Source organism: Micromonospora sp. DT229, assembly GCF_049844505.1.
In the GTDB taxonomy this organism is placed as follows: Bacteria; Actinomycetota; Actinomycetes; order Mycobacteriales; family Micromonosporaceae; genus Micromonospora.
In genome coordinates this window covers 99042-110827 of sequence record NZ_JBNCLD010000015.1, presented here as the reverse complement: position 1 = coordinate 110827, position 11786 = coordinate 99042, and the positions used below count along the sequence as shown (strand labels likewise).

Sequence of the window (11786 nt, the reverse complement as noted above, 5' to 3'; positions counted from 1 at the left end):
ACCGCCGACCGGCCTCGGTCGGGCCGCAGCGAGGTGGGCCGGCTACGGGCCGCCAGTGTGCCCGAGGGCGGTGGCACTGTCGCGCCTGGGGCCACGTCGGCCGGCCGTCGGTTCGCGTTGCATCTGACCGCTCGCGGCGGGCATGCCTTCCTGGTCGGTCTGGTCGTGCTCGCGGTGCTGGCCTGGGCTGCGGGGAGTTGGCTGGCCAGTCGCCCCTACTTCGGCGGGTCGGTTGCCCGCATTCCGGTGGTCGCCCTCGCTCCCCTGCTGGCCGCCATGCTGCTCGGCCCGAGCCTGGCCGGTGCCGACGAGGACCTGGAACGCGGCACCCCACTGCCCTGGCGGGCCTGGCGGGCGGGTCATGTGCTGCTCGCCGCCATCCTCAGCGCGGCCGTGCTCAGCCTGGCCGGGTTGGCCGACCCGCACACCTTCGGCGCGTACGCCCTGGTGCGCAACACCCTCGGGCACACCGGTCTGGTCGCCGGCGCGGCGGTGCTCCTCGGTGCCCGCCTGGCCTGGCTGCCGGCCTTCTGCTACGGCTGCGCCGTCTACGCCGCCGCACCGCGGGGCACCGACCGGGTCACCGCGATCTGGGCCTGGCCGGTGCAGCCCTCATCGGCCACGCTCTCCTGGCTGGTCGTCGGGGTGCTGTTCGTCGCCGGCACGGCCGCCTACCTCCTGCTCGGTGCCGGCGGCCGGAACGGCAGGTGGTCGGCCCTCCGCTCCCGGCTCAGCTGACGGTGAGCAGGCCGCGCGCGGCGCGGACCTGGTCGACCGCGTGGCCCAGCGCCGCCACCACCCGCTGCTGCACCTGCGCGTCGAGGCGGGCCGCCGGGATGGAGAGGCTGATCGCGTCCACCGCAGGGGTGTGCAGGGGCACCGCCACCGCGAAGCAGACGATGCCCTCGGTGTTCTCCTCGTGGTCGACGGCGTAGCCGCGTTCCCGGCTGGCCGCCAGGTCGGCGTGCAGGGCCGCCAGGTCGGTGATGGTGTGTCGGGTCAGCGCCGCCGGGGAGGATCCGATGATCGTCTCGACCGTCTCGGGGGTGCGTTCGGCGAGCAGCACCTTGCCCAGGGCGGTGGCGTGGGCCGGCAGGCGTCGTCCGATGGCGCTGTAGAGCCGCAGCGGGTGCGAGGACTCCCGCTTGGCGGTGTAGACCACGTGTGCCCCGTCGAGTCGGCCGAGGTGCACGGTCTCGCCGAACTGCCGGGACAACTCGTCGAGCACCCCGGCGAGCAGTCCGACCGCGTCGTCGGTGTCCAGGTACGCGGCGCCTACCTGGAGGGCGCGTACGCCCAGCCCGAAGCGGGTACCGGTGTCGTCGGTCTCCACCCAGCCGCGCTGCACCATCGTGCGCAGGATGCCGTGCAGGCTGCTCTTCGGGATGCCCAGATCCCGGGCCAGGTCGCCGAGGGAACGTCGCCCGCCGGAGGCCGCCAGGGTCTCCAGCACCTCCAGCGTGCGCCCGGCCGACTTGACCGGTGAGAAGCCCTCGGCGGATGTCATGGCGCTCACTGTAGCGGGATTGACATCCACGGGATCAGCAGTAGGGTCACATATGTGACTGCCGTTCATCCTTCTGAACAGCCCGCCGACGTCTCGCAGACCATCGCCGCGGGCCGGATCCTGCCGGTCGTCGTGCTCGACGACGCCCGCGCCGCCGCCCCCCTGGGTGCCGCCCTGGCCGCCGGTGGCCTGCGCAGCGTGGAGGTGACCTTCCGCACCGAGGCCGCCGCCGAGGCCATCCGGGCCATGTCCGCCGACCCGCAGCTGCTGGTCGGCGCGGGCACCGTGCTCACCCCCGGCCAGGTGGACGAGGCCGTCGCGGCGGGCGCCCGGTTCATCGTCTGCCCCGGTTTCAGTGCCCGGGTGGTGGCCCACTGCCAGCAGGTGGGCGTGCCGGTCTTCCCCGGTGCGGCCACCCCGACCGAGATCCAGATGGCCCTCGACGCCGGGCTGGACACGGTCAAGTTCTTCCCCGCCGAGCAGCTCGGCGGCACCACCATGATCAAGGCGCTGGCCGCGCCCTTCCGGTCCGTACGTTTCATCCCGACCGGCGGGGTGAACACCGGCAACCTGCGCGACTACCTCAGCCTGCCGCCGGTCCTCGCCGTGGGCGGGACCTGGATGGTCGCCCCCAGCCTGCTCGCCGAGGGCCGGTGGGACGACGTGACCGCACTGACCGCCGCCGCCGTGACCGCCGCCCGGGAGGCCTGATCCGCCATGTCCGTTCTCGACCTGCGCCCCGCCGAGGATTGCCGCTACGACCTGGTCTCCCTCGGCGAGGTGATGCTGCGCCTGGACCCCGGTGAGGGACGGGTGCGCACCGCCCGCGCCTTCCGGGCCTGGGAGGGCGGCGGTGAGTACAACGTCGCCCGGGGCCTGCGCCGCTGCTTCGGGCTGCGCACCGCGATCGTCACCGCCTTCGCCGACAACGAGGTGGGGCGACTGCTGGAGGACCTGATCCTCCAGGGCGGGGTGGACCCGTCCTTCATCCGCTGGATGCCGTACGACGGCATCGGGCGCAGCGTGCGTAACGGCCTGAACTTCACCGAGCGGGGCTTCGGGGTACGCGGCGCGGTCGGCACCTCGGACCGGGGCCACACCGCCGCCAGCCAACTACGCGCCGAGGACGTCGACTGGGACCACCTCTTCGGTGACCTGGGGGTGCGCTGGCTGCACACCGGCGGCATCTACGCCGCCCTGTCGGAGACCACCCCGGAGACCATCGAGGCGGCCATGGTCGCCGCCCGCCGACACGGCACGATCATCTCGTACGACCTGAACTACCGGCCCAGCCTCTGGAAGGCGGTCGGCGGGCAGGCCCGCGCGCAGGAGGTCAACCGGCGACTCGCCCGGTACGTCGACGTCATGATCGGCAACGAGGAGGACTTCACCGCCTCCCTCGGCTTCGAGGTGCCCGACACCGACGCCAGCCTGTCGGAACTGGAGGTGACCAACTTCCAGCGAATGATCGAGGAGGTCACCAAGGAGTTCGACAACTTCCGGGTGGTGGCCACCACCCTGCGCACGGTACGCAGCGCCACGGTCAACGACTGGGGGGCGATCGCCTGGGGCGGCGGCCGGTTCGTCGAGGCCACCCACCGGCCCGGCCTGGAGATCATGGACCGGGTGGGTGGCGGCGACAGCTTCGCCTCCGGGCTGATCTACGGCCTGCTGGAGCAGCACGACCTGGCCACCGCGGTGGAGTACGGCGCGGCCCACGGCGCCCTGGCCATGACCACCCCCGGCGACACCTCGATGGCCAACCGCAAGGAGGTCGAGGCGCTGATGCGCGGAGCGGGCGCCCGGGTCCAGCGCTGATCCGCGACACCGCTGATGCCATCGCCCGGCTCCGACGCTGATCGGAGCCGGGCGATGGTCACTTCTCTCGTCATCGACTACCGCAGAATCCACGACAAACGTTGAACCACATGGTTCACTATCGCTATGGTGAACCATATGGTTCAGCAAGATGCTCGCCTCGATCGGATCTTCTCGGCGTTGGCCGACCCGACCCGCCGTCAGGTGCTCGTCCGGCTGGGCACCGCGCCGGCCACGATCAGCGAGCTGGCCGAGCCGTTCGCCATCTCCCTCACCGGGATGAAGAAGCACGTCCGGGTGTTGGAGGAGGCCGGCCTGGTGGTCACGGAGAAGGTCGGTCGGGCGCGGCGATGCCGGCTGGGCACCGAGCGACTGGACGACGCGATGGCGTGGATCAGCTTCTACCAACGGCTCTGGGAACGTCGTCTCGACGGTCTCGACGCCTACTTCACCCTGCGGAAAGGGACAGAACAGTGACCGAGACACCCGACCTGCGCCTGAGCCGGCACCTGCCGGCCTCCCCCGAGGAGGTCTTCGACGCGTACACCGATCCGGAGCAGCAGAAGATCTGGTTCAGCATTCTCGACGAGCAGCCCGGCATCGTGGAGATCGAGACCGACCTGCGGGTCGGGGTCGGGGTCGGGGTCGGGACGGCCGGCGGCGCGCAGGCCCGGACAACGCACGAATGAAGAAGCGCGGCCGGATATCGAATGTGATCGTGGCTGCGCGGCGTTGCTCACGCCGCCCCGTACGGGCAGCCATCCTCGACAGGGGCAGTGCCTCTCGGTGGGCGCCGCCCCCGGGCCACGACGCACTGCTGAAAGGCAGGACGAGCATGGCGCACATCGATCTCGGAGTCGACGAGAAGGAATTCCCCGGCATCAGCGGCCCGATGCGCTACCGCCCGGAGACGGCCAAGCCGCTCACCGAGCTGGCCGAGGTGCTGCTCCGTGCCCCCAACACCCTCCCGGCCGGCGAGCGGGAACTGATCGCGGCGTACGTGTCCGGGCGTAACGACTGCAACTTCTGCTGCGCCTCGCACTCGGCGTTCGCCGCCGCGCAGCTCGACGAGGGATACGACCTCGTGGACCAGGTGCGCGCGGACCTGGACAGCGCCCCGATCTCGGCCAAGCTGCGGGCCCTGCTGCGCATCGCCGGTGCGGTGCAGGTCAGCGGCCGCGAGGTCACCAGCGAACTGGTGGACGCCGCGCGCGCTGAGGGCGCCACCGACATGGAGATCCACGACACCGTGCTGATCGCCGCCGCGTTCTGCATGTTCAACCGGTACGTCGACGGGCTGGGCACCTTCGCGCCCGCCGGTCGGGAGGCCTACGCCGAGTCGGCGCGTCGGATCGTCGAGCTCGGTTACGGCGCCGCGATCCCGACTGACTGAGCACGCAGCACGGACAAGGGTGACCACACCCGGTTCCCTCTGCGAGGGTCGAGGGGCACGCCTGGCCAGGCCCCTCACCCGAGTTCGGAGGGATCGATGGACCACGCACGTCGTCTGCGCGATGCCGCTGACAAGCTCCAGGCAGACATGATTGACCAGCTGGCCACCCTTGTCGGGTGCGAGTCGGCACCGGGGTCGCTGCCCCACCTGGAGTCCTGTGCCGACCTGCTCGCCGAATGGGGCGAGCAGGTGCTCGGCCGCCCGGCCGAGCGGGTCGTGCTCGACGGTCTGCCGCACCTGCTGTGGCCGGCGGTGGACCAGCGGGTGCTGCTCCTCGGTCACTTCGACACCGTCTTCCCGGTCGGCACGACCCGGATCAGGCCCTTCACCGTACGCGGGAACGTGGCGACCGGCCCCGGGGTGTGCGACATGAAGGCCGGCATCGTGCAGATGTTCACCGCCCTGCGCCTGGTCGAGGACACCTCCACGGTCGGGGTGCTGCTCACCTGCGACGAGGAGAGCGGATCGGTCACCTCCCGGCCGTTGATCGAACGGGAGGCCCGGCGTTCCGGCGCGGTGCTGGTCTGCGAGGCGGCCACCCCGGAGGGCCAGGTGAAGGTGGCCCGCAAGGGCGGCTCGGTGTACCGCCTGACCATCCAGGGCCGCGCCGCCCACGCCGGGGTGGAGCCGCAGCGTGGCGTCAACGCCACCGTCGAGGTGGCCCACCAAGTGCTCGCCCTGGGTGCCCTCGGCACGGCGGACAGCGCGGGCACCTCCGTCACCCCCACCCTGCTCTCCGCCGGAACGACGACGAACACCGTGCCGGAGATCGCCAGCCTGGCCGTGGACGTGCGGGCCTGGACCCGAGCCGAGCTGGAGCGCGTCGACCAGGCCATCCGCAAGCTTGAGCCGCACCTGCCCGAGGCGACCCTGGCCGTCCGCGGGGGCATCAACCGCTACCCCATGCCGGCCGAACTCGCCCAGTCCCTGCTGGAGCTGGCCCAGTCGACCGCTGAGGCACTGGAGCTGCCGAAGGTCGTCGGGGCGTACGCCGCGGGGGCCTCCGACGGCAACTTCACCGCCGCGCTCGGCGTACCCACCCTGGACGGTCTGGGTGCGGTCGGGGGCGGCGCACACTCCGCCGAGGAGTACGTGTATCTGGACCGGATGCCGGAGCGGACGGCGCTGCTGGCCGGGCTGGTGCAGGAAGTGTCCTCGATGGAGGGTGCGAAGCCCCAACTGGTCGGCGAAATCCCGTAACCTGCTCACCGTCGGCAGACGGCCGACAGTGAGGGGTCGGCGGTGGCATGACTACGGGACAGGGCCCAGGATCGGCCATTCCCCGGTTCGGGGTCGAAGAGGAGTTTTTCGTCGTCGATGCCGAGCGGGGTGCGGTAGTCCCGGAGGCGGCCACCGTCATCGATCGCGCCCGGCCGGTGCTGGGTGCCCGGGTGGGCGGCGAGATCACCAAACTGCACATCGAGACCCGCACCGATCCCTGTCTGCGCCTGGCGGACCTGGGGGCCCAGCTGACCGAGGGACGGTGGGCCGTGCAGAGCGCCGCCCGGTCGGTGGGGCTGCGGGTGATCGCCAGCGGTTCCCCGGTGCTCGGTGATGTCGTACCACCGCCGATCACCGAGGGTCCCCGTCAGGACCGGGGCAACGCCACCTTCCGTGGCCTGCACGACGACCTGGCGATCTGTGCGGTGCACGTGCACGTGGAGGAGCCCGACCGGGACCGGGCCGTGCTGATCGGCAACCACCTGCGGCCACACCTGCCGGTGCTGCTGGCCCTGACGGCCAACTCGCCGTACTGGTGCGAGCGGGACACCGGTTACGCGAGCTGGCGCAGCCTGACCTGGGGCCGGTGGCCGGTGGCCGGGCCCCCGCCGTACCTGACCTCCGCACAGCAGTACGACAACCACATCGACATGCTGCTGGAGGCCGGTGCCCTGGTCGACCACGGCACGATCTTCTGGGATCTGCGCCTGTCGGTGAACCACCCCACCCTGGAGGTGCGGGTGGCCGACATGCCCGTCACCGCCGCCGAGTCCGAGGCCCTGGCCGCCCTGGTGCGGGCGCTGGTGGTCGTCGCCGGGCGGGCGGTCGACACCGGCGACGAGGGGCCGCAGCCGGCACCTGAGCTGTTGCGGCTGGCCTACTGGCGGGCGGCCCGCGACGGGATGGGGGGTCAGGGTGTCGAGGTGGCCACCGGGCGACTGCTGCCCGCGGCCACCCTGGCCGAGCGGCTGGTCGAGCTGGCCGGACCGGCCCTGGAGGAGGCCGGCGACCGGCAGCGGGTGCAGCAGTGGCTGGCCTGGCTCGGCACGGAGGGCGACGGGGCGACCCGGCAGCGGGCCGTCGCGGCGCGACACGGACGACTTTCCGATGTGGTCGACGAGGTCGCCGCGCACACCGCACCCGGGGTACCGGCGGAGCAAGAAGGCACGCTTAGGTAACGACGACACGCACACCCTGGGCAATGCTGGATGAACCGAACGTCGCGCGGCGCTTCCGGTCTGTCGGTGACGCCGGTCCACCTGGTTCAGGGAGGCCACAGGTGACCCACACGAAGCTGTTACCCAGGGTTCCGATCCAGCACAGTCGTCGCCAACCGGCGGACATGGTCCGCGAGGCGGAGGCCTTCGCGGATCGGATGGCGCAGCGCCGATCAGTGCGCGACTTCGCTGCCGATCCGTTGCCCGAGGGGGTGATCGAGGCCGCGATCCGCGCGGCCTCGACCGCGCCCAGCGGTGCCAACGTGCAGCCGTGGCGGTTCGTGGTGCTGACCGACCCGGCCCGCAAGCGTCGACTGCGCGAGGCGGCCGAGGCCGAGGAACGCGCGTTCTACGACCACCGCGCCTCGCAGGAGTGGCTGGGTGCGATTTCCGGGCTCGGCACCGACTGGCGTAAACCCTTCCTGGAGACCGCCCCGGCCGTCATCGTCGTGTTCGAGGTGCACCAGGGGCCGCACAGCCCCAAGCCGTACTACGTCAAGGAGTCCGTCGGCATCGCGGTCGGTGTGCTGATCACCGCCCTGCACCACGCCGGTCTGGTCACCCTGACCCACACCCCCAACCCGATGCGGTTCCTCAACGAGGTGTGCGAGCGACCCCGGGAGGAGCGCCCGTACGTGGTGATGCCGGTCGGCTATCCCGCGCCGGACGCCCTGGTCCCGGAGTTGGCCCGTAAACCGCTGGACGAGGTCATGATCCGCCGTTGAGGTGCTCGGTGAGGAACTCGGTCAACGGCTCGACGTGCCGGTCCGGTCGGCGCCACTCGGCCAGCAGGTCCTCCAGCAGATGCTGCTCGGCGATCAGTTCGCCGCCTCGGTAGCGCCGGATCACCGGGTGGATGAAGGCGCTCTCCCGGGCCCGGTCGGGGGTCGGATGACGCTCGATGGCGAAGACGTCGCCGTAGTCGTCGCGGCCCCACCGCAGCGCCAGGGTGTACAAGTGGGTGGCCTCGGCGAAGCGTTCCACGGCGTAGTCCTCCGGCAGGTCCTCGTAGTGCCGGAAGTCGCCGGTGGTCTCGTCGCGGACGAACACGTCGCACAGGTACTCGAACTGGGTCCACAGTGCCGAACTCCAGTTGACCCGGTCGAGCATCAGCTTGGTCAGCGAGGCGGGGTCGGCCGGGGTGGTCGCGTACGACAGCGGCACCTGCTCGTAGCGCTCCCGCAGCAGTCGGGTGAAGGTACGCAGGTTGTACCGAAATCCGTCGATGAAGGGTGAGGAGGCGTGCTTGACGTCGCGGGCCTGGGCGATGGTGCCGGCGAAGTACAGACCGTCGACGTTCGTGGACTGCCAGTCCGGACGCAGATCGGGCATCCGGCCCTCGCGCACCATGTCCGGGCGGCAGGTCTCGTCGAACAGGGCGGTGTCCATCTGGAAGCCGGTGCACCGCAGCACCTTGTGGTAGTCGAGCACCGCGGTCTCGCCGTCGGCGTGGGTGTAGGTGATCGACACCTGGAAGCGGCCGTCGACCGGCCGGATCTCGTCGATGGTGCAGTCCAGCACGGAGTGCAGGGTCTTGAACTGGTAGCTGTCCAGGATCGCGCCGTACTGGCCGCGTACGTCGCCGGGGTGTTTGGTGTTCCAGGCCAACTTCAGGGGGTGCCGGCTGGCCAGGTGCACCATCGAGGCCCGGCCGAGGATGGCCGAGGCGGTCTCGAAGGCGGAGTTGCCCTTGCCGATGATGAGGACCCGCTGGCCCTCGTACTCCTCGGGGTCGATGACCATGTCCTCGTACCCGGTCGCGTGCTCGATGCCGGGGATGGCCGGCACGAACGGCTTGCCCCAGCCGGTGGCCACGATCAGGCAGCGCGCCCGCACCTGCCCCTGGTCGGTGTCCAGGGTGAACCCGTCCTCGGTCCGGGTGATCCGTTCGACCCTGGTGTCGAATCGGATGTTGAGCTGGTAGTGCCGCTGGAACTCGGCGAGGTAGCGCACCAGGTCGTCGGCGGACGGCAGGTACTCCTTGCTGAAGTTCGGGAACAGCAGGTCCGGGGAGTCGTTGAGTAGTGAGTTCCAGTCCCAGCGCAGCCTGATCTCGGGATCGGTGCTGTCGGTGTGCACCTTGTTCAGGGAGATCAGCCGGCGGTGACGGGGGAACCGGCGGAAGAACCCGCCCGGTGAGCCTCCACTCTCCAGCGTCAGGTAGTCGGCACCCTGCTGCTGGAGGTAGTAGCTCAGCTGCACGCCGGCGGGACCCGCCCCGACGATGACGTACCTGTGTTCGTGGCTGACCATCCCATGGCCCTTTCGACGGAGAGCTGAATCTATTGACCATGAGATGCACGACGGCGTGTGTCAATGCCGCGCGGGCATCGGCCAGTGCCCGCACGGTTGCCGGAGTGGGTGAAAGCGTGCTGGAATGGCTCACATCGCCGCAGCGTGGGGGCAACCACGCTGGGAACGGCCAGCACGGGAGCATCGCGTGGTCGGCAGCGCACCGGTGGACGGACGCTGCGCGCCACAGCGCCGGGCCGCTCCCCGACACCGGGCACATCAATCCCTGGGTACGTCCTGCCGATTCGGCAGTACCGGCGACGAGGTGAGAAGCAGTCATGGTTTCCCGAGCAAGTCTCGCGGGGTGGTACCGCAACCGTTACGTGTGGGTCGCGGTGATCCTGCTGACGGTGTCGACCGGCGCGGTCGTTCTGGTCCGGACGGCCGGCTCGGAGGCGAGGCCGACGGATCTGCGTGGGCAGATCATGACCCAGATGCGGGTCTACCTCGAACAGGCCGACCCGGAACAGCACAACCACGCGGGGCACTACCCCCAGCAGGCGGCCGACGGCGAGCAGACGAAGCCGGCGGTGATCTGCGGGGTCAACGTCTACGGCTTCGAGCCCGCCGAGGCGACCAGACTCGCCGACGTGCAGACGGTCTACGGTTTCCACCTGTGCGGGATCGCCGAGCAGAAGCGCACCTGGGACTGGGCGGTCAAACTGGCCGGTCCGGTGATCATGGACTTGTCCACCGATCCGCCGGGCGTCGAGGTGGTCGAGGCGACCGAGGACGTCATGTTCATCGACCGACTGCGGCAGATGTTCCCGCCGAAGTACGCCGAGCCGGCGCAGAAGGAGGCCCTGGCTCCCGCGGAGATGGCCGACCTGCGCCGCCGGTACGACGCCGCGGCCGGACTCTGACCGCCGCCATCCGTCAGGCATCGGCAGTTGTACGTCAATCCACGCCGCATCGGCCCCGGCCATCTGGCCGGGGCCGATGATTTCACGGACTCCTATGCCGGAGAAATTCCTTCGGCAAAGTCGTAGAGACTCTTGATGTCGTCGTCGAAGTAGGGGCCGTCGAATTGGCCGTTGCCGGGATTGTCACCGTGGCTCACGACACTGTTGATAAATCCGTACCCGGTGCTGTCGTTGTATTCCTGAAGCCAGGGTCCGCCACTGGAACCGTAGGTCATGTTGCACCACATCCGGATCTGCTGGCCGCCGGCGTTCCAGGTGGTGCCTTGGCAGAAGTACTGGCTTTCGCCGCCGCCGAGGTTGGACGGGTAACCGAGGGCGGTCACCGAGACGCTGTAGCCGTAGTTCCAGCGCAGGCCGTGACCACCCACGGTCTCGACGACCTTGAGCCCGTAGGAACCGCCGTTGTTCATGACGGCGATGCCCATGTCCTCGGCGTAGCTGCTGCTGTTGATCCACGCGGTGCGGGTGTTCAGGCTGGACGCCACGAAGGTGCCGAACGGACGGGCCCCGTCGCGGTACCGCGGGACGAACTGCCAGTTGCTGTACCACTGCCCGCCGGCGCCCCCGTGCACGCAGTGGCCCGCGGTCACCACCAGCCGCCGCTTGCCACTGGCGACCGTGCTGGCCGAACAGGAGGCGGTGCCACCGCCGGGGACGGTGAAGTAGACCTTCCCGACGGCCAGCGACTCGTTGACCATGGTCCGGACGTCGTCGGTGCCGGCGATCCTCGGTGCCATGGGCGCCACCGCGCCCGCCGGCCCGGTGGGCTTCGGCGCGCGGGCCGGTGACTCGACGGCGCCCCCGGGCCGGGCGAAGGTCAGGTCGACCGCCGAGGCCATCCGCTCCGGCGTCCAGAACTCCGCGACCTCCTTGGCGATCTTGTCGTTGGTGATCGCGCGACCGTCGAGGGTACGGGCGACGGTACTGGTGTTGCCGTTGCTCTCGGTGGTGGTGGGATTTGCACTGACGGCCGGTGCGCCCCCCAGGACCAACGCGATCGACATTCCCGCGATCGCGGTCCAGCGCAGGGTGGATTTCAAAGAGGACCTCCCTTGTCCTTCGGACTCCCCAATGGGAGCAGGCATATCGTATTGACGTACGTGCATTGATCACAATGAACGGGAAGTGACTTGTAGCGGACTCAGTCAGGTCCCTTCAGGGTCCGACATAGACCGCATTCCCAATCGCAACCGACCAGGTGCCGCGATTGGCTTACGCCACAGCCGGTAATTGCGACCCGAGCTAATTGAGGACAACGCCATTCGCTGGATCACACCTGTGCGGGGAAGGCGATTCTCGCCACGACCGGTACCAGGCCGGGCGACCCCCGGCGTCCGGCCCGCCTGCCGTCAGTA

At 70.1% G+C, this 11786-nt stretch carries 12 protein-coding genes and 1 pseudogene; 10 read left to right on the top strand and 3 right to left on the bottom strand.

The genetic code is table 11. The annotated features are described in order from the left end of the window. Positions 1-57: 57 nt before the first annotated feature. Positions 58-738, top strand: coding sequence for a hypothetical protein (locus tag ACLQ2T_RS21865; RefSeq protein ID WP_425768240.1), 681 nt, complete (start codon positions 58-60; stop codon positions 736-738). Here the strand turns inward: ACLQ2T_RS21865 and ACLQ2T_RS21860 are convergent. Continuing rightward, positions 731-1507, bottom strand: coding sequence for an IclR family transcriptional regulator (locus ACLQ2T_RS21860; RefSeq protein WP_425768212.1), 777 nt, complete (start codon positions 1505-1507; stop codon positions 731-733). The two genes, ACLQ2T_RS21865 and ACLQ2T_RS21860, sit on opposite strands and share 8 nt — an antisense overlap. A gap of 54 nt (positions 1508-1561) precedes the next feature. Between ACLQ2T_RS21860 and eda the strand changes: the two genes are divergently transcribed. The 8 genes and pseudogenes from eda to ACLQ2T_RS21820 all read left to right on the top strand — a co-directional run bounded on the left by eda (position 1562) and on the right by ACLQ2T_RS21820 (position 7941). Then, complete coding sequence (gene eda, locus ACLQ2T_RS21855) at positions 1562-2218, top strand: bifunctional 4-hydroxy-2-oxoglutarate aldolase/2-dehydro-3-deoxy-phosphogluconate aldolase (protein ID WP_425768211.1); 657 nt, start codon at positions 1562-1564, stop codon at positions 2216-2218. 6 nt (positions 2219-2224) lie between these two features. Further along, positions 2225-3325, top strand: a complete 1101-nt coding sequence (locus ACLQ2T_RS21850; protein WP_425768210.1) for a sugar kinase — start codon at positions 2225-2227, stop codon at positions 3323-3325. Between the two features lie 138 nt (positions 3326-3463). Beyond that, entirely contained in the window at positions 3464-3802 is a 339-nt protein-coding gene (locus ACLQ2T_RS21845) for an ArsR/SmtB family transcription factor (protein WP_425768209.1), read from the top strand. Further along, positions 3799-3957 (top strand): annotated as a pseudogene (locus ACLQ2T_RS21840) (SRPBCC family protein); the annotation flags it as partial. The gene ACLQ2T_RS21845 and the pseudogene ACLQ2T_RS21840, both read left to right, overlap by 4 nt. A gap of 203 nt (positions 3958-4160) precedes the next feature. Further along, positions 4161-4718: a carboxymuconolactone decarboxylase family protein gene (locus ACLQ2T_RS21835; protein WP_425768208.1), complete on the top strand. Its 558-nt coding sequence runs from the start codon at positions 4161-4163 to the stop codon at positions 4716-4718. A gap of 96 nt (positions 4719-4814) precedes the next feature. After that, positions 4815-5978, top strand: a complete 1164-nt coding sequence (locus tag ACLQ2T_RS21830; protein WP_425768207.1) for a M20 family metallopeptidase — start codon at positions 4815-4817, stop codon at positions 5976-5978. Positions 5979-6025: 47 nt separating this feature from the next. Beyond that, a complete protein-coding gene (locus ACLQ2T_RS21825; RefSeq protein WP_425768206.1) occupies positions 6026-7177 on the top strand; it encodes a carboxylate-amine ligase in 1152 nt (383 codons plus the stop codon). A 164-nt stretch (positions 7178-7341) separates the two neighbouring features. Beyond that, complete coding sequence (locus tag ACLQ2T_RS21820) at positions 7342-7941, top strand: nitroreductase family protein (protein ID WP_425768239.1); 600 nt, start codon at positions 7342-7344, stop codon at positions 7939-7941. Here the strand turns inward: ACLQ2T_RS21820 and ACLQ2T_RS21815 are convergent. Further along, entirely contained in the window at positions 7925-9469 is a 1545-nt protein-coding gene (locus ACLQ2T_RS21815) for an NAD(P)-binding domain-containing protein (protein ID WP_425768205.1), read from the bottom strand. The two genes, ACLQ2T_RS21820 and ACLQ2T_RS21815, sit on opposite strands and share 17 nt — an antisense overlap. Positions 9470-9786: 317 nt before the next feature. Between ACLQ2T_RS21815 and ACLQ2T_RS21810 the strand changes: the two genes are divergently transcribed. Then, positions 9787-10371 carry a hypothetical protein gene (locus ACLQ2T_RS21810; RefSeq protein ID WP_425768204.1) on the top strand — a complete coding sequence of 195 codons (585 nt, stop codon included), beginning with the start codon at positions 9787-9789 and terminating at the stop codon, positions 10369-10371. Between the two features lie 92 nt (positions 10372-10463). Here the strand turns inward: ACLQ2T_RS21810 and ACLQ2T_RS21805 are convergent, their stop codons facing one another. Continuing rightward, positions 10464-11516: a trypsin-like serine peptidase gene (locus ACLQ2T_RS21805; protein ID WP_425768203.1), complete on the bottom strand. Its 1053-nt coding sequence runs from the start codon at positions 11514-11516 to the stop codon at positions 10464-10466. Positions 11517-11786: the final 270 nt, after the last annotated feature.

What these genes read in the sequence shown, in the direction of transcription:
- ACLQ2T_RS21815 (WP_425768205.1), bottom strand. Translation starts at nt 9,469, where the DNA reads ATGGTCAGCCACGAACACAGGTACGTCATCGTCGGGGCGGGTCCCGCC.
- ACLQ2T_RS21860 (WP_425768212.1), bottom strand. Translation starts at nt 1,507, where the DNA reads ATGACATCCGCCGAGGGCTTCTCACCGGTCAAGTCGGCCGGGCGCACG.
- ACLQ2T_RS21805 (WP_425768203.1), bottom strand. Translation starts at nt 11,516, where the DNA reads ATGCCTGCTCCCATTGGGGAGTCCGAAGGACAAGGGAGGTCCTCTTTG.
- ACLQ2T_RS21830 (WP_425768207.1), top strand. Translation starts at nt 4,815, where the DNA reads ATGGACCACGCACGTCGTCTGCGCGATGCCGCTGACAAGCTCCAGGCA.
- ACLQ2T_RS21820 (WP_425768239.1), top strand. Translation starts at nt 7,342, where the DNA reads ATGGTCCGCGAGGCGGAGGCCTTCGCGGATCGGATGGCGCAGCGCCGA.
- ACLQ2T_RS21810 (WP_425768204.1), top strand. Translation starts at nt 9,787, where the DNA reads ATGGTTTCCCGAGCAAGTCTCGCGGGGTGGTACCGCAACCGTTACGTG.
- ACLQ2T_RS21835 (WP_425768208.1), top strand. Translation starts at nt 4,161, where the DNA reads ATGGCGCACATCGATCTCGGAGTCGACGAGAAGGAATTCCCCGGCATC.
- ACLQ2T_RS21845 (WP_425768209.1), top strand. Translation starts at nt 3,464, where the DNA reads ATGGTTCAGCAAGATGCTCGCCTCGATCGGATCTTCTCGGCGTTGGCC.
- ACLQ2T_RS21850 (WP_425768210.1), top strand. Translation starts at nt 2,225, where the DNA reads ATGTCCGTTCTCGACCTGCGCCCCGCCGAGGATTGCCGCTACGACCTG.
- ACLQ2T_RS21825 (WP_425768206.1), top strand. Translation starts at nt 6,026, where the DNA reads ATGACTACGGGACAGGGCCCAGGATCGGCCATTCCCCGGTTCGGGGTC.